Source organism: Mangrovimonas sp. CR14 (genome assembly GCF_011764015.1).
Classification (GTDB): domain Bacteria; phylum Bacteroidota; class Bacteroidia; order Flavobacteriales; family Flavobacteriaceae; genus Mangrovimonas; species Mangrovimonas futianensis.
Genome location: NZ_JAAFZY010000003.1, coordinates 76,167 through 91,955 on the forward strand (window position 1 = coordinate 76,167; position 15,789 = coordinate 91,955).

At 35.1% G+C, this 15,789-nt stretch carries 17 protein-coding genes; 8 read left to right on the top strand and 9 right to left on the bottom strand.

Translation table 11 applies throughout. The features are described 5' to 3' along the window. Nucleotides 1-32: 32 nt before the first annotated feature. From GZ212_RS06315 to GZ212_RS06330, 4 genes are all read right to left on the bottom strand, one after another. Nucleotides 33-1,070, bottom strand: coding sequence for a GMP reductase (locus GZ212_RS06315; RefSeq protein WP_166958287.1), 1,038 nt, complete (start codon nucleotides 1,068-1,070; stop codon nucleotides 33-35). A gap of 121 nt (nucleotides 1,071-1,191) precedes the next feature. Next, a complete protein-coding gene (locus GZ212_RS06320) occupies nucleotides 1,192-2,403 on the bottom strand; it encodes an ATP-binding protein (RefSeq protein WP_166958289.1) in 1,212 nt (403 codons plus the stop codon). A gap of 71 nt (nucleotides 2,404-2,474) precedes the next feature. Continuing rightward, a complete protein-coding gene (locus tag GZ212_RS06325; RefSeq protein WP_166958291.1) occupies nucleotides 2,475-3,137 on the bottom strand; it encodes an ABC transporter ATP-binding protein in 663 nt (220 codons plus the stop codon). 66 nt (nucleotides 3,138-3,203) lie between these two features. Beyond that, nucleotides 3,204-5,642, bottom strand: a complete 2,439-nt coding sequence (locus GZ212_RS06330; RefSeq protein ID WP_166958293.1) for a DUF5916 domain-containing protein — start codon at nucleotides 5,640-5,642, stop codon at nucleotides 3,204-3,206. Between the two features lie 202 nt (nucleotides 5,643-5,844). On the opposite strand from GZ212_RS06330, the gene folE reads away from it, so the two are divergent. After that, the gene (gene folE, locus GZ212_RS06335; RefSeq protein ID WP_053969888.1) at nucleotides 5,845-6,441 is read left to right on the top strand and encodes a GTP cyclohydrolase I FolE; all 597 of its coding nucleotides are present in this window, start codon (nucleotides 5,845-5,847) and stop codon (nucleotides 6,439-6,441) included. 54 nt (nucleotides 6,442-6,495) lie between these two features. Further along, entirely contained in the window at nucleotides 6,496-6,786 is a 291-nt protein-coding gene (locus GZ212_RS06340; protein ID WP_166959031.1) for a hypothetical protein, read from the top strand. A 36-nt stretch (nucleotides 6,787-6,822) separates the two neighbouring features. Here GZ212_RS06340 and GZ212_RS06345 read toward each other — a convergent pair whose 3' ends face one another. The 5 genes from GZ212_RS06345 to GZ212_RS06365 form a co-directional block, all read right to left on the bottom strand. Beyond that, nucleotides 6,823-9,069, bottom strand: coding sequence for a TonB-dependent receptor (locus GZ212_RS06345; RefSeq protein ID WP_166958295.1), 2,247 nt, complete (start codon nucleotides 9,067-9,069; stop codon nucleotides 6,823-6,825). Nucleotides 9,070-9,123: 54 nt separating this feature from the next. Then, the gene (locus GZ212_RS06350) at nucleotides 9,124-9,435 is read right to left on the bottom strand and encodes a hypothetical protein (RefSeq protein ID WP_157492013.1); all 312 of its coding nucleotides are present in this window, start codon (nucleotides 9,433-9,435) and stop codon (nucleotides 9,124-9,126) included. Nucleotides 9,436-9,459: 24 nt separating this feature from the next. Then, nucleotides 9,460-9,954, bottom strand: coding sequence for a DUF6787 family protein (locus GZ212_RS06355; protein WP_166958297.1), 495 nt, complete (start codon nucleotides 9,952-9,954; stop codon nucleotides 9,460-9,462). Nucleotides 9,955-9,980: 26 nt separating this feature from the next. Beyond that, a complete protein-coding gene (locus GZ212_RS06360) occupies nucleotides 9,981-10,430 on the bottom strand; it encodes a DUF6146 family protein (RefSeq protein ID WP_166958299.1) in 450 nt (149 codons plus the stop codon). Nucleotides 10,431-10,597: 167 nt separating this feature from the next. Beyond that, nucleotides 10,598-11,239, bottom strand: a complete 642-nt coding sequence (locus GZ212_RS06365; RefSeq protein ID WP_166958301.1) for a hypothetical protein — start codon at nucleotides 11,237-11,239, stop codon at nucleotides 10,598-10,600. A gap of 366 nt (nucleotides 11,240-11,605) precedes the next feature. Between GZ212_RS06365 and GZ212_RS06370 the strand changes: the two genes are divergently transcribed. From GZ212_RS06370 to GZ212_RS06395, 6 genes are all read left to right on the top strand, one after another. Then, a complete protein-coding gene (locus GZ212_RS06370) occupies nucleotides 11,606-12,265 on the top strand; it encodes a hypothetical protein (RefSeq protein ID WP_166958303.1) in 660 nt (219 codons plus the stop codon). 51 nt (nucleotides 12,266-12,316) lie between these two features. Further along, on the top strand, nucleotides 12,317-13,048 hold the full coding sequence (locus tag GZ212_RS06375; RefSeq protein ID WP_166958304.1) for a hypothetical protein: 732 nt from the start codon (nucleotides 12,317-12,319) through the stop codon (nucleotides 13,046-13,048). 38 nt (nucleotides 13,049-13,086) lie between these two features. Beyond that, nucleotides 13,087-13,863, top strand: a complete 777-nt coding sequence (locus GZ212_RS06380; protein WP_166958306.1) for an enhanced serine sensitivity protein SseB C-terminal domain-containing protein — start codon at nucleotides 13,087-13,089, stop codon at nucleotides 13,861-13,863. 32 nt (nucleotides 13,864-13,895) lie between these two features. Then, nucleotides 13,896-14,312: a hypothetical protein gene (locus GZ212_RS06385; protein WP_166958309.1), complete on the top strand. Its 417-nt coding sequence runs from the start codon at nucleotides 13,896-13,898 to the stop codon at nucleotides 14,310-14,312. A 673-nt stretch (nucleotides 14,313-14,985) separates the two neighbouring features. After that, nucleotides 14,986-15,492: a DUF4440 domain-containing protein gene (locus GZ212_RS06390; RefSeq protein WP_166958311.1), complete on the top strand. Its 507-nt coding sequence runs from the start codon at nucleotides 14,986-14,988 to the stop codon at nucleotides 15,490-15,492. A 71-nt stretch (nucleotides 15,493-15,563) separates the two neighbouring features. Then, entirely contained in the window at nucleotides 15,564-15,764 is a 201-nt protein-coding gene (locus tag GZ212_RS06395; RefSeq protein ID WP_166958313.1) for a hypothetical protein, read from the top strand. Nucleotides 15,765-15,789 lie beyond the last annotated feature (25 nt).

Here is a 15,789-nt window from a genome sequence, read left to right on the forward strand (position 1 = left end):
ATAAAAAGCCTTGAGAAATCAAGGCTTTATTTTTATGTGTAAATTTGATTTTCCTGTTCAGAAACCCTTATAAAGGTTGTTCGCTTAGTAAGCTCTTTTAATCGTTGTGCACCAACATAAGTACAGGTGCTTCTAAGCCCACCTAAAATATCTTGCAAGGTGTTTTCTACCTCTCCGCGATAAGGAACTTCTACAGTTTTTCCTTCACTGGCCCGATATTCGGCTACACCACCCACGTGTTTCTCCATGGCAGTTGAAGAACTCATACCATAGAATTGTTTAAAAACTTTCCCATCCTTTCGAATAATTTCTCCGCCACTTTCATCATGTCCAGCCAACATACCCCCAAGCATGACAAAATCAGCACCAGCACCAAACGCTTTTGCTACATCACCAGGTGACGTGCATCCACCATCACTTATAATTTGTCCTCCCAAACCATGTGCGGCATCAGCACATTCTATGATAGCTGATAATTGCGGATATCCTACACCTGTTTTTACACGTGTCGTACAAACAGATCCTGGTCCAATTCCTACTTTTACCAAATCTGCGCCAGAGAGTAATAATTCTTCAACCATTTCGCCTGTAACGACATTGCCAGCTATAATGACCTTATCGGGGTACTGTTCTCGTGTTTTTTTGACAAATTCCACAAAATGCTCAGAATAACCATTAGCCACATCAATACAGATAAACCTTAACTCAGGAAGTGTATGAAATAATTTCTTAAGTTTGTCCGAATCCATTTGCCCTGTTCCCGTGCTGACAGCAATATGGTCGTAGATAGTAGTATGAGATGTTTGAATGAAAGACTGCCATTGCTCTAAAGAATAATGTTTATGAATAGCGGTGAACAAATTCTTCTTTGCCAAGGCTTGAGCCATTTCAAAGGTGCCAACAGTATCCATATTGGCTCCCATAATGGGTATGCCTTTCCATTTATATCCACTGTTTAGAAATGTGAATTCTCTTTCTAAATCTACTTCAGACCGACTTTTTAGTGTAGATCTTTTAGGGCGAAACATGACATCTTTGAATCCCAGCTTAATTTCATATTCAATACGCATATCTTCATAGGTTTATAGTACCTTTAAAAATACGAGTTATCAACCTCAAATGTTAGGTCTGAATAAAAAATTAAAGATTTTTTATCAACAATAAAGCTGATAAATAATAGCGTTGAAAATGTTATTCGGTTTTGATTGAAAAGATAAAGGACGTTCCTTGACCCAATTGGGATTTAACTCTTATTTTGCCACCCAAACTATTCACTAATTTCTTTACCGTTGAGAGTCCTATACCATGGCCTTTGTTGCCAAACCGGTCTACGTGCTCCAAGGTTGAGAATAACTCAAAAATCTGTTTCTTTTTTTCCTTGGGGATACCCATTCCATTATCAGTTACACTAATAATCACATGAGAATCCTTTCGTTCTTGATCTATAATAATTTCTGGATCGTCCTTATCATTGTATTTCAGACTATTGGTCAAAAGGTTTATGAGAATTTGCTCCAAAGCAGCCTTATTTGTATGTAATTCAATGTCTTCTTTGGGAATTTCAATACTGCAATTGATCTTAATATTTAAAATATCAATGACCTCTTCAATAAGTTGGTTTAAGGAGAAGGTCTCAGAAGGGAAAGTACTTTCAAAAGTATTACTCTCGTAATAACCCAATAGATTGTTGATATAATCACTCAAAGAGAGGGAAGAAGATTTTAAGTTGTTTAAATAACCTACTCCCTGACTATCCAATTGAGATTTGTATTTAGATTTTATGATGTCTGAGGTAACAATCATATTAGCCAAAGGCATTTTCATATCATGAGCCACCTGGCCAGCAAAATCTTTAAGTTGCTTGTTTTTCTCTGACAGTTTTTTTCTGGTACGTTTTAACCTTTTATTGTATCTGTTTAGTTCAATAAGTTTAACCGTTTGTTTAGCCAATAGCATCAAAACATCTTTTTGTTCCTTGCTAATTCTATTGGGTTTGCTATCCACGACACAAAGCGTACCAATTCGGTAATTATTTTTATCAATTAAACTTACTCCTGCATAAAAGATAACAGGGTTAGTTCCAGTTTGTGTAAATGGATTATTCAAGAATCGGGGATCGATGGTAGCGTCTTCAACAATAAAGATGTCCTCTGGATCTCCAATGGCATGATTGCAAAATGAAAACTCCTTTTGCGTACTGCAAATATTCATTCCTTTTGCGGATTTTATCCACACATCATTCTCATCGACAATGGAAATTAATGAAATGGGTAAATTGGTGGCTGCAATAGCCAAATCTGTGATATTATTGAAATCAGAGCTATTTTGGCTTCTACTTAATTGATAACTTTTAACGGCTTTCAGACGTTTTTTTTCATCAAAATTAACGATTGAGGTTTGCATGGTTTTTTTTAAGGGATCTAATTTTCTAAGATAGTGATTATAAAGTAATAAACACTATAAACCGTAGAAAACTAAGAAATTATATTTCCATCCACCATTGTCAATTTTCTGTCGGCCATATCAGCCAATTCTTCATTATGGGTTACGATCACAAAAGTTTGTCCGAATTCATCTCGAAGTTTAAAAAATAGATTGTGAAGATTTTCTGCTGATTCACTATCTAAATTACCCGAAGGTTCGTCCGCAAAAATAAGCCCAGGATTATTGATTAAAGCCCTGGCAACCGCAACACGTTGTTGTTCTCCCCCTGATAATTCGTTTGGTTTGTGGCCGTATCTGTGTTGCAAGCCTAAGAAGGATAATAATTCTTTAGCTCTTTTTTCAGCTTCTTCCTTCTTTGTTTTTTTAATAAAAGCCGGAATACATACATTTTCAAGCGCTGTAAATTCTGGCAATAATTGATGAAACTGAAAAATAAAACCTATATGTTCGTTTCTAAATCGCGCCAAAGCTCTTTCTTTCATTAAATGGACATTTTCTCCATTGATAATCAATTCGTAAGGATCTTTAGACGAACCTTTATCTAAAGTACCCAAAATTTGGAGCAAAGTAGTTTTTCCAGCCCCAGAAGCACCCACTATAGAAACAACAGATCCTTTATCAATATGTAGATCAACTCCCTTTAAAACATGTAATCCATCAAAATATTTATGGATATTTTTTGCCTGAATCATATTACTTTTAGTATGAGTGTGAAAATACCATTTTATGTTGATTTGGTGGTCAACTTTACTGAAATTTTAGGAATTTTCATTCTTTTTAAAAGCTTGCTTCAAATCGTTATAATCGATAAAATAAATGAGTTTAAGGGAAAAAACATGTTGGAAGGGCTCATCAAATAAATCCTTCATACTACGTCCATAGGTTTTTAAGGATTCTGAAGTGTAGCTAAACAATTGGTTTCTATAAAGAGCTGATAACTGACTACCAGGAGCAAACTGCCAAGAATAACCGAAATCTAAATTCCATGTGTTGAAGTTAATATCTGGGTCATTGATGTCTGATTTTCGCAGTCCCAATTCCTTGGATAAATGCCCATTGTCCTGCAAAGTAAATAATTCATCATTGTAGTTGACGGTTGACCAATAATTTCTAAAGGTGAGTGTCAAAGCATGGTAAGCATTGAAATTATAACTCCCAGAAAGACTGTTTACAATGGTGCGTTGGTCTCTTTGTCCAAAAACTATTTCTTCTTGATATTTGGTTGTGTAACCTCGATCACCATTAACATTGTCAAATTGAAAGTCGTAAACGATTAATAGTCGATCACTTAATTTAAATCTAGGACTAACACCAAACCAATAATTAAACATATCCCTTCCTGTCTCTATAAGGCCCGCACCACCAAAATTAGTGTCTAGCGCAAAGGTTTTGTTGTAATTTGATGAGTACCACAAATTGAAATTGTACCAGTTTTCATAGATAAAGTATTTCCCTTTGGTTCTGGCTTCAAAATAATCGTATTGTTTTCCTGGTTCAAAATTGATGTTGGCACCGTAAGAATTAATTTTTTTGTTTGTAGCATTAAAACTAGCACCCAAATTCATCCCTGTGTAGGTACCCGGGTCGTAAAGCCTATTGTAATTGGCCCATACACCAACGTAGAAATTATTGAGCTTTTCTGTTGGTTCAAATATGCGATAAGAAGCATCAGCTGAGAAATTGTTATAGTTATTTCTTAGGTTCACACCAAGATCATTAATGTCAAAATCATCATCTGCCATGGTATTGTATAGGCTGAACCTATAATTACCACTTATCTCACTAATTCCCAAAATGGAACTCCAACCCGTTTTCGTACCGTCTTCTTCATTGATATTGCTCATTTTAAATTGAGCGTCCACATTATATGTATTGCTTTTATTGGTATAGTTAAGGAGACCAGCAGTAACATTACCATCCCTAAAATGACCATTTCTAGTTACATTGGTGTTGATCAAGCTCACGGTTGAGTTTTTATTGAATTGTTGGTCTAGTACAAAGATGTTGTAATTAGCCAAAGGTTCTATCAATTCTTTTCTGGTTTCTCCATTCAGCACATTTTCGATTGTGGCATAAGTTTTTTCAGTGATGGCATTGAAGACTCCTATTCCCAAACCTTTTTTTGTTCTTCCTGATACCTTGAGGGCATTTAAGGTTTTAATTTTAGTTGGATACTCTCTTATTTGTTCGTTCTCTTCCAATTCTACATTTCCTACCGGAGCTCCACCAACACGACGGGAATAAAATAGATTCCCTTTATTGAATAAATCCACACCTTCTGTAAAGAATTGTCTTTGTTCGGCAAAGGTTTGCTCAAATGGCCCTAAGTTTAGAACGACATCATCAAAGGCGGCTTGACTAAAATCCGGAATCAATGTGGCATCCAATGTGAAATTCTCACTTATGCCATATTTTAAATCCAATCCTATATTATAAGTATCTTCAAATTCACCATCATAACTTTCTAAAATGGTAGAGGCAAAGGGGTAAAAACTAAGACGGGTAGGAGGACTAATGTTCTCAATACCGATAATCTCACCATGGTATAAACCTATGTTTCCTTTAGTAGGATCAACAGGATTCCAAGTGTACTGCTCCCTAGTAGTTCTAAAATGCCTATGAAATTGTAACCCCCAAGTTTGTACTTCTTTGTTGGCAAAACGCAAACATCTATAGGGAATTTTTATTTCGACAATCCAACCATCATCTACTAACTTTACGGCACTATCCCATACAGAATTCCAACTAAAATCTTCACCATTATATGGAGAGTAGGAGGCATCTGCTTGGTTTCCTGTTGGAAAAACAAAAAATTCAGCATCGTTTTGTGCATCATTGTTTGGGTTTAATACCACTCCAAAGAAATCCTGTTGTCCAAAATTATCCCTTTGATTAAATTGTTTCATTATTTCATCAGGGTGATCATACAGGTAGGCCGCAAAATAGATGGCGTGGTCATCATAAGTAACCTTGACTTGAGTTGTTTGGTAATCTTTTGGAGCATTACCTACATCAGGCCTAAATTGCACAAAATCTGTGGCTGCTTCAGCATTTACCCATGCAACATCATCCAAAACACCATCAATTTTAGGAGCAGTTTCAGTTCTTTGAATGTGCAATTGCTTTTTATCCTTGTTTTGAGCTTGGATGGTTAGTACTCCCAAAAAAAAGAGTACCCAAAGAAGGTTGGTTTTCATTGATTTGTAATTCGTCTTTTTGATTGATATTATAAAGACAAGTAACCAGTTTAATTGTTACAAAAATTTTGACAAAACTATAGGGTCATCCTCCTTCATGGTCTTAAAAAAAAGTTAAAACCTTCCATGCAACTGTTAAGGCAAATGGATTTCTGCGGGTTTCATTTTTTTGACTAATTTTAACCTATAATAACACACAGCTATGCTATACAAACATTTTGAAGAATATAATATGCAAGTCACAGATGATGTGAAGGCACGATATAAAAGTATTATTGCTGATTTGGGGGAAGATGTCACTAGGGATGGACTTGTAAAGACTCCTGAACGGGCTTCCAAAGCAATGCAATTCCTTACACAAGGTTACCATCAAGATGCTGCTGAAATCTTAAAGAGTGCCATGTTTGAAGAATCTTATAATGAGATGGTTATTGTTAAGGATATTGAGTTATATTCCTTGTGTGAACATCATATGTTGCCTTTTTTTGGAAAAGCACACATCGCTTACATTCCTAATGGCAGGATTGTAGGTTTAAGTAAGATTCCTAGGGTGGTTGATGTTTTTGCTCGACGACTTCAAGTACAAGAGCGTCTAACAGAACAAATTCTGGATTGTATTAATAACACCCTTGAACCACAAGGGGTTGCCGTGGTGATTGAAGCGTCTCATATGTGTATGATGATGCGTGGGGTGCAAAAGCAAAATTCTGTTACTACAACTTCTGGCTTTAGAGGTCAGTTTGAAAAGATTGAAACTCGAAGTGAGTTTTTAAAGCTCATTAGTGAAAAATTGTCCTAATCTATTTTGGTACACTTCTTGTTATAATAATAGTAACCTTTTAAACTGAAAATGATGAATTTAAGCAATTTAAGCAAGCATAAAAAATTAGCCTTAAGCATTCTTTTTGATGCTATTGGTATGGTTACATTATTTGATATTATTTGGGCTCCTATATCTGGTTATTTAATGGCCAATATGTACAAAGGAACCAAAGGTAAAGTAGCAGGGGTGATTTCCTTTATTGAGGAAGCGCTACCAGGGTTTGATATCATTCCTACGTTTACCCTTATGTGGCTTTACACCTATGTTATCAAAAAAGAATCTAATGAGGTTCAACCCATTAAAGTAAGGTCCAACAATTAAAGAAAAAAGCTCAGTAAAACTGAGCTTTTTTTTGTTTTATATTCTGTAAGATAAACCAAAGGTTAGGTTTCTTCCCATATTATAAATACCATCGGGTTTTAATCTTGAAAGATGGTTGATATAGGATTCATCAAGGAGATTGCTTCCAGAAATGGTTACATCCAAATCCCTTTTGAACACCTGTATGGTGCCTCCAAAACCAGCACTTAACAGTTGGTATCCTGCTGTTGTGGTTTCAAACGGACTTACATGGTTTTGATCAAAGGTCGTTTTTAATCTAACAAAAGCAAACCCTTTTTGAAGCCAACCTGTATTGTATTCTACACGAATGGTGTTGTTTAAAGAATTGGCTGGAATCAATGGTAGGTAGTTATCGTTCTGTTGTTTACCGGTTACGGTTTCAAAACTACTTTCAACATGCAACCAATCAAGTGGGTGTGGATGAAAATGGAAGCCAAATTCTCCTCCATATAAAGCAGCATCATCTTGAACATATTGATAAGCTGCAAACTCTTGTATTTCTTCTCCTAATGGAGATAAGAAAATGTAATTGTTGATTGTGTTATAGAAACCATTGGCAAATACCTCCCAGTGGTCATTTTTATATTCCAAATTAAGGTCAAACTGAATGTTTTGTTCATTCTTTAAATCTACATTACCAATCTCATAGCGGTAAGAACCATGGTGAACGCCATCAGAAGTAAGCTCTGCTAAATTAGGGGCTCTAAATCCAGAGGCTACATTGAATCTGGCTGTCACGTTTTTTGCCAAATTGGTTTTGGCACCAATAGCACCATTAAAACTATTAAATTCACGTTGCAAACCTTCTGGTAATTCGATAGATCGGTGGTCAAATCTGGCGCCCACTTGCACATCTACTTTTTCAAAATGAATGTGGGTCATTCCTAAAACGCCTACATCATTGGTAGTGGCATCTGGGATTAATTGTTCCTCTCCATAATTTGTATTGGTTTGGTGCATCCCTTGAACCCCAACAATGGTTTCCGTTCTTCCTATTTTGGGAAGATGATACTTAACATCATAATTAAAGGTTTTTAATTTCATTTGAAGTGCAGGATGTAGCTCTTCGTTTTCCTCATGCTCGTCATGTTCCTCTTCTTCATGGTGGTCTTCCTCTTCCTCGCCATGTTCCTCGTGGTGGTGCTCATCTTCAAATTCTTGACGGTTGTTATAAATGTAGCCTAGATTAAATTCTAAGCTCGATTTGTCAAAGAAAACCGTTGATTTGGAACTGAACACATGGTTTGTTAAATCTTGATAGGGTAGCATGGGGTATTTTGCTTTAGACTGTAACGTCAATTCTTCTGGGATACCCAATTTGCTGTGGTTGACATTGTATCTAAATTCAGTTTTGAAATTGGAATCCTGAAAGCCGACACCTCCTTTAAAATCCTTTTCATTCCATCGGGTATTCGTTACTCGATAGTTTGGTGTTTCATAATCGGAATGCTCTGCCAAACTTCCTCTGAACAAGAATTTGAACTTGTCACCAGACGCTTTATAAGCTGCAGTAGTGTTATAACCCAGTGTATTGCTAAAGTAAGTGGCACCCAAATGTCCTTCTGAACTGTTTTGAGAAGCAAATCTTTCTGGGTTAAGGTAAAGGACTCCTCCTAAAGCATCGCTTCCATATAAAAGTGAAGAAGGGCCTTTAATAACTTCTACACTTTCTATTCCAGCATCACTAACGCCCAGTCCATGTTCGCTACCAAACTGTTGGTTTTCTAATCGAACTCCTTGGGTATATACCAAAACCCGATTTGAACTAAGCCCTCTGATGACCGGTTTCCCTATTCCTGTTCCTGTGGTAACGCTTTCTACACCAGCTATGTTGGTAATCCCATCTGCAAGTGTTACGGCTCCCTGACTTTTTAAATCGGAAACATTTTGACGTTCCACCTTCATAACATTCTCACTTTGGAGTTTGTGAAAGGGTGTCGAAATGATTACTTCTTCCATTTCAATTGCCGACGATTTTAAACGTATTACTAAAGTTTCAGGAATTGGAATCTCAATGGTTTGGGAATAGGTTTCATAACCAACAATGGAGACAACGATTTTGTAATTACCTGTGGGTAGATTGTCTATTTTAAAAACTCCTTGTTCATCTGTGGCAGCTCCTTTTTCAAGTTGAGGAACATACACAGAGGCGTAAGGAATGGGTTCTTGGGTATCTGTATCGGTAATAATTCCTTGGACGGAATTTTGAGCATAGATTGATGGAATAACCATCATAATCAATGCTTTAAATAAAAATTTCATTTAAATAATTGGGTTTAATAGTAAATAATGATTCAAATTGATTTGAGGCGAATATTAACTATTAAAAGGTGGGCCGCGTAGGCTGATATGTGATTTCTGAAACTCACTTATGAACTGGTATTGCGAAAGAATCAGTTCGTGGTTGTGCTCTTCTTTAAGAAGATCATATTCAAATACTGAAAGGGTGAAAGTAGGAGTGATTTTAAACTTTTGAAAATCACAATCTACGTCCCAAGTATGAAAGTGCGCTTGTGGTTCTCCTTGACAAACTTCATGTTTGTGCTTAGATTCCAAACTGTGGTGTAACTTAATAGCAGCTGGCATCATCACCAAAAGGATCAGACCTAGGGCTGCTATTCTAAACATGATATGTTGCTTTAGTTTTACCACTTAATCCACAAATCGTTTTAAACCAAATCGTCTAAGCATTTTCTTTTCAAATTCCCAGAAGAATTTAAACTGGCCTAAGGCCCATCCAAAGAAAACCAACAGTATTTGGTAAAAAATGAGCCCAATGATAAGGTATAGTACCCAATACAGCAAGGGATTTAAGTTTTCTTTAGTAATTCCCATGAATTTGATAAGGGGTCGGCTAACAAAGACAGAAGAGGTTCCGGTCATGGCAAAGATGATAAACACCCTAATCATTTCCCAACGGTACTGCAAGATCCATTTTTTTTCCAATTTTTTAAATAAGAATAGGGTGACTCCTAGTAGTATGAAAAAGATAACTACAGTTGTACAAATAAACAAAAGAAGGTTTAAATGCTTAAAGAGTGCTGCAGCCAATTTATAGGAGCTATAGCCCAAACCAACCAAACCCAAAAACGGAAAAATGAGTTGCCAGTTCTTTTGAATTTCCCAATTTTTCTTGAATGTTTCCATAGGCTATATTGCGGTGCAAATATAGTCTAAATACGTGGAACTATTCCTGTTAATTGTTGTTTGTATTTTAATTGAAAGTAAATGAAATAATTATAAAGTTTGTAGTTTACATCATAGCCATAATCAATGCCTGGACTGTAATTGATTTGCATTTCATAAAGACTGGGATTATAAACTTGAGGTTGAAGTACCCTTTGGTTCCAAGCGGTCACATATTGAATGTTCCGACCTTCTAAGAAAGACTGCGTGTAAAAACCTTCAGGTCTGGCAGTAGATTGCAACCAAGTATTAAAACCGGGTTCAATAATAATGATTTCATATTCTACTTCCTCATTAGCAATTCTTACCGTATCATTATCAATAGTTTTTATGGAATCCTTGGTTACTTGGCCATTTGACTGATTAGAATTGGATTTGGTTGAACTACAAGCCCAAATGCACATAACAAGTATTCCTATGAGATACAATTGTTTCATAAGTTTAAAAATACGAAAATTAAATTTGATTTGAAGTAGTCAAATATAGTTTGAAAAATGATCTACCTTATGAATAAGTTGTTTGTGGCTAATTAAAAAAATTCAACACGTTACGTACTTCAAGAAAAATGGAGCTACCTAGGGTAGCTCAATAATGCAATAACTTTCTAATTGGAATTGGCACCTGGATAAAATGTTAAGGTACCTGTAAATACATGATCTGTTTGATGTTCAGCAATGAAACCATCAGGAAAATTGCTCCACCCTCCATCAATTAAATTCACCCAACTATCTGTGGTACCACTACCAGTTGCTCCAGCAAAGCGACCAGTACCTCCTGTAAATTCAAAGTCATCCCCAAACCATAATTCGTAGAGAGGGTCATCAAATACTTGGTAAATTTGTCCGATAACGTCTGTTGGTGGAATATTGAAATACAATTCATCCCCATTGGCCGCAACAAAAACACCTTCTCCTGCGCGATACTGGAAATTAGGTCCACCACAAAAAGAGATGGTTGTCATAAATTCACCTAAATGCGTTCCATTTCCACCACCGACTTGATAATTTCCGGGAGCACCAAAATCTTCATCTGGATTTTCAGACCCATAGGCAGAACAGTCAAGTGCAAACGAATAATCTCTAAGCGTATAGAATGTTGCCTTAAATGATACCGTGACGGCTCTAGGTTCAGCCTTTCTCAAGGATTCATTAGTTGCAACTTCATAAGAATCTAATTGTTCATGAGAACAAGAAAAGAAAATCAACAATAAGATAGGGGCCATCCAAATTAAATTTAAACGCTTCATTTTTTGAAAAATTTAAAATTGATAAATCGAATAGTACCAATAATGGTGATCGGGAAGGTAGTTGGTTAAGATTTATTCGGTACATAAAATACCTAGCCATTTTATACTCTAAATAAGGAGTAAAGCTTGTGCTTAAAGCATTTGAATTTAAGCTTTTAATTATGATTTTCGGATGATGGAAATCATAAGATATTAAGATAAAATTTTGTAACTTATAAGGTTAGTTTTAATAATTAGCTCTAATTCGAAGTACGATACCTCTAGAAATATTTTCCTGCTTAAAATTATATTAGTTTCCCTCTAAATGCATCCATAATATATTAGTAGTTAAAATGTGATAAATTAATGTATTTTTAGAGACAGAGAATGACTTCCTCCTATTTTGAGATTTTTTTTATCATATTATTGAGTCTGGTTATACCACAGTTCCTTTTTTCACAAAGGGAAATTGTTGGTAAGGTTGAATTTTATAAGTCGGCGGAAAGCGAATACAAAATTTTAGAATCCTTTCCAGACGGGACAATTCAAAATTTGACCAACCGAAAACACAAGATTAGGATAAAACAAAAAAACAGACTCTTTGAATTAGAAACAGACTCCAGTGGAATTTTCAAATTTAGAACGGATTTGAATGATTCCATTCATATTAATGTAAACCCCCATTCAACTATTTTTAATAAAGCTTTTAAGTTCGATTCATATGAACTTAACGATACTTTAAAACTTCGGATATCTGATAGAAAATTAGCTGTTTATCGCGATTCTATAGTTGAACCGGAGTTCTATAATAAGTACAGTGAGAAGCAGGCATATATAGACTTCAACAACGGAATCCGACGTCTTTTCAGTACAGGCGGTTTTTTATCCGACGATACCATTCAAAAAAATAAACTGTTAGCTGAAAAATACGATTTGAATTACGAATACCTTTTTGGTTGTATAGTAAACAGAACTGAAATAAGGATTGTATATCGATACAATCAAGTAATGAAAAAGTTAATGGGTATTAACGAAAAGGTTTGGTAGAAATCCTGATAATTGGTCTAAAGAAATCCCTAATAAATTGCAACTGTAACCATGAGTTATAAAAATGATATGACTTTCAAAGCCTATGTATTTCGTATTATGAAACATGAAATTTCCAATACGAAAATCTTAGCCTGGTCTGGATTTGTTTTCCTTGTCTTTGGAGTGATTTTTTATTACCTGTTTAAAAACACCTATTACTTCATACCTGGAATTCCTCCAGTTTGGACTTTAATTCTCATTGGGAGTTTGATTATGGTCTTTAGTCAGTTTTATCAGTTTTATGATTTTGAGAAAATCATACATGAGAAAGTTGGGTTTTTGGAATTGGGTTCAGATGAATTGATTTTAAACGATACAGAGAAAATAAAATATGAAGAGTTGACTGATTTTGAAATGTTTATTGATGCCTATTACAATGAAAAAATTAATATAGCCAATCGAGCTCCTGCGGAGAAACGAAGTTTAGGAATCAGTAATACTTTGAAAATTACCCACCTATCAAAAACACGAATGTTTAATTTTAAACTTGAGAATGAATCTCATAAAAATGTTTTGGAGCGAAATATTTATGAATTGGTCATTCATGAAAAATTGAAATATATTGATGCTAAAAAGTCCATCAAATTAATTCCAGAACGCTACAGGAAATATGAAGAGTATCGGGAATATGTTGGCAAACAACTGAAGGCTAGTAGAGTAAATTGTACGGAAGGTTTACTGCTAATTGGGTATAACACCTATGAGCAAGCCCAAGAATTAAAAAAGAAGTATTGCAATTAAATAGATTAGGTTTTAAACATTTAAAACAAAACAATTAAATGGGACTATTTGACATCTTTAAAAAGAAGAAAACTGGAAGCAGTTTTCCTGATAATGAATTAGAAAATACCTTAATGGAAGCTGCTACAAAAGCATCGGCTAGACCGCAGTTTTATCAAAAGTTACTATGGAATGACCTTATTGTTTTAACCAATGGCAACTATGGTATTTCAGAGGGAATGCAGACATTGGAAAAAGATAGCACCGTGGCTTTAGTTACATTTGAAAATGGACAAATTCCAGTGTTTACATCAACGAATCGTATTTTTGATAAAGACATCATTAAAGAGGAGGTGCCTTATTTAGCCATTAGAGGTCAGGATTTGTTTGGAATGACCAAAGGTGCCACCTTGATTCTAAATCCTTATTCTGACTATGGTAAGGAACTTATTCCTCAAGAAATCGAAAAATTGATGGATGGTTCCATTTTTGAAGAAAGTAACGATAAAGTGATTGAAGAGGATACCCAGATCCAAATTGGTCAACCAGCAGCCTATCCAACAGAATTGGTAAATGCTATGAGTGATTTGTTCAGGAGACAAGGCCTTGTTAAAGCGGCATTTTTGGCCGCCATACGCATGGGGCAAAGCGAAACGCGCCCACATTTAATGATTGCACTTGATATGGAAGGAACTATGAAGGCTGTTACCAATGAAGCTGGTCCTTTGGCTGAAAGAATTTTTAAAGAAGGGATTATTGACTTTATTCAATTGGATACTAATAATGATTTGTCTCAATATTTTTTAACCGAAACACAACCTTTTTACAAGAGATAGAAAACATGACCCTTTCAGAAGTCTATTTTTACATGATAATTTTCATTTGTATCGGTCTTACCTTTTTCGTGATTTTTACTTCAGAAGACTTAAAGGATGAAAAACGATACAATTGGTATAGGAAATATTTCTTATTTATAGGGTTTGGAGGTGTTACTATGGAATTATTGGGCTGGAATTATTTATGTCCTATCAATTGCGCCCTTCTCACTTTTTCACCGTTCCTGACGATAAACATTATAAAAGGGACTGCCATGATATTTAGAAAACTATTTGGTAATGAGCCGTATCAAACATATCGTCATGAATTGTCAGATGGGATTTGGGTTGATAACAAAGGTGATTTGAAGCATAAAAATTATTATATTATTTATAGTGTCTTTCTTAACTTTCTACCAGTGGCAACGGTCCTGTTAGCTTATAGTTTAATTAGAAATCACTTTTGTTGAAGTTAAAATTTTTATCTAAGTAAATATTAGCACCAATAAGAGGTTAAAATGATTTTTTATTAATCTTGTGATAAAGTAAAATAAAGAATATGAAAGTTTTCGGAAAGTGCCAATCGTGTCAATCTGAAATACCCTTTATCACTCAAGCTTATACTCGAGTTGAATTTGCTATGCGGATTGGAGAGTTTGTTACCTTGAAGTGTAAGAGTTGTAAAACTGAAACAAAGTTCCACGTCGATGAATTATTTGCTAACCCCTCTAAGTTAGCACAGATTTCTTCAGGTTTGGTTTTGTTGATAGGGACTCCATTAATATTTTTAGTGGTTAATCCTTTTTTGAAAACGGGAACAAGTCATTATTTAATTTATTCAGTAGGAGGGTTTTTACTAATTCCAGTATTCATATACGTCATTTTAAACCGCCAAGATCAGAATCGAGTAAGTAATTTTAATAGGCATAAATTGAAAGGAAGAATACATAATATTGGAAGCTAATTATAGGTTTCATTAAAATCAGCTAATTATCAAGCAATTCCTTTTCTTATAGAAAATTATTGGCTAGTTTTAAGCCTAACTCCCTAGAATAAAAAGTAGCTTTTTTGATTATGTATTGAATACACATTTTTTAAAGAACATTCAATACCGAAGCATTAATTCTCAAAACCATTACAAAAATGAAATACCTATTATTAATTCCTATTTTGGCATTTTTGTCGTGTAACAACCCAACACATAAGGCAGAAAACATAACACTTGATGATGATACTTATGCGACTCGTGAAACAGATTCGGTTGCAGTAACCCAGATGGTTGGTACTTTTTTCAAAGCCTTTGATGCTAGAGATTACGATCAGATGGAGGCAATGATGACACCTCAAACCAAATTGGTGCACCATAATGGCGTAACAACAAGTGCCAAGGAAATGTTGGATATCATTAAAACAACCGAACCTTGGTATCCCAGAGAACGGAAGTTGTCACAGTATGAGTATGAAGGCGGTGAAGATTGGGCTCTGGTAGGTGTGGTCAATGAGGCAACCTTTTTATTGCCAGAAGGGGAGGAGCTTTATGCTCCGTATAAGGAAACTTGGTTCTTTCAAAAAACAGATGGGAAGTGGCATTTGTTAAGATGTCATTATTCAAAGATCACTAAAGAAACACACACTGAAAGTGTAGAATAAACCTATTCTGAACTGAGTTTATGATGCAATTATTTATAATAATTTACTTGATTTTAAAAGTCTAATCAAACATGAGAGAAATCATTTTTGAAGTAATAGTATATGCGTTGTTTCAATATCCTGGTGCTGCGATAAGGTGGGCAATTTCAAGATTATGGGGTTCAGATAAAAGTTTCAAAGAATTTCTAAATGAGAGTATGGAGTTCAATGGTGCCATCGGTATTCTAGCAGCCGTGATAATTGGTGCCTCTTTAGCAATTATATTTTCTTAAGCTCAAGAACACCACATTCATTATT

What these genes read in the sequence shown, in the direction of transcription:
- GZ212_RS06315 (WP_166958287.1), bottom strand. Translation starts at nt 1,070, where the DNA reads ATGCGTATTGAATATGAAATTAAGCTGGGATTCAAAGATGTCATGTTT.
- GZ212_RS06320 (WP_166958289.1), bottom strand. Translation starts at nt 2,403, where the DNA reads ATGCAAACCTCAATCGTTAATTTTGATGAAAAAAAACGTCTGAAAGCC.
- GZ212_RS06325 (WP_166958291.1), bottom strand. Translation starts at nt 3,137, where the DNA reads ATGATTCAGGCAAAAAATATCCATAAATATTTTGATGGATTACATGTT.
- GZ212_RS06330 (WP_166958293.1), bottom strand. Translation starts at nt 5,642, where the DNA reads ATGAAAACCAACCTTCTTTGGGTACTCTTTTTTTTGGGAGTACTAACC.
- folE (WP_053969888.1), top strand. Translation starts at nt 5,845, where the DNA reads ATGCTATACAAACATTTTGAAGAATATAATATGCAAGTCACAGATGAT.
- GZ212_RS06340 (WP_166959031.1), top strand. Translation starts at nt 6,496, where the DNA reads ATGAATTTAAGCAATTTAAGCAAGCATAAAAAATTAGCCTTAAGCATT.
- GZ212_RS06345 (WP_166958295.1), bottom strand. Translation starts at nt 9,069, where the DNA reads ATGAAATTTTTATTTAAAGCATTGATTATGATGGTTATTCCATCAATC.
- GZ212_RS06350 (WP_157492013.1), bottom strand. Translation starts at nt 9,435, where the DNA reads ATGTTTAGAATAGCAGCCCTAGGTCTGATCCTTTTGGTGATGATGCCA.
- GZ212_RS06355 (WP_166958297.1), bottom strand. Translation starts at nt 9,954, where the DNA reads ATGGAAACATTCAAGAAAAATTGGGAAATTCAAAAGAACTGGCAACTC.
- GZ212_RS06360 (WP_166958299.1), bottom strand. Translation starts at nt 10,430, where the DNA reads ATGAAACAATTGTATCTCATAGGAATACTTGTTATGTGCATTTGGGCT.
- GZ212_RS06365 (WP_166958301.1), bottom strand. Translation starts at nt 11,239, where the DNA reads ATGAAGCGTTTAAATTTAATTTGGATGGCCCCTATCTTATTGTTGATT.
- GZ212_RS06370 (WP_166958303.1), top strand. Translation starts at nt 11,606, where the DNA reads ATGACTTCCTCCTATTTTGAGATTTTTTTTATCATATTATTGAGTCTG.
- GZ212_RS06375 (WP_166958304.1), top strand. Translation starts at nt 12,317, where the DNA reads ATGAGTTATAAAAATGATATGACTTTCAAAGCCTATGTATTTCGTATT.
- GZ212_RS06380 (WP_166958306.1), top strand. Translation starts at nt 13,087, where the DNA reads ATGGGACTATTTGACATCTTTAAAAAGAAGAAAACTGGAAGCAGTTTT.
- GZ212_RS06385 (WP_166958309.1), top strand. Translation starts at nt 13,896, where the DNA reads ATGATAATTTTCATTTGTATCGGTCTTACCTTTTTCGTGATTTTTACT.
- GZ212_RS06390 (WP_166958311.1), top strand. Translation starts at nt 14,986, where the DNA reads ATGAAATACCTATTATTAATTCCTATTTTGGCATTTTTGTCGTGTAAC.
- GZ212_RS06395 (WP_166958313.1), top strand. Translation starts at nt 15,564, where the DNA reads ATGAGAGAAATCATTTTTGAAGTAATAGTATATGCGTTGTTTCAATAT.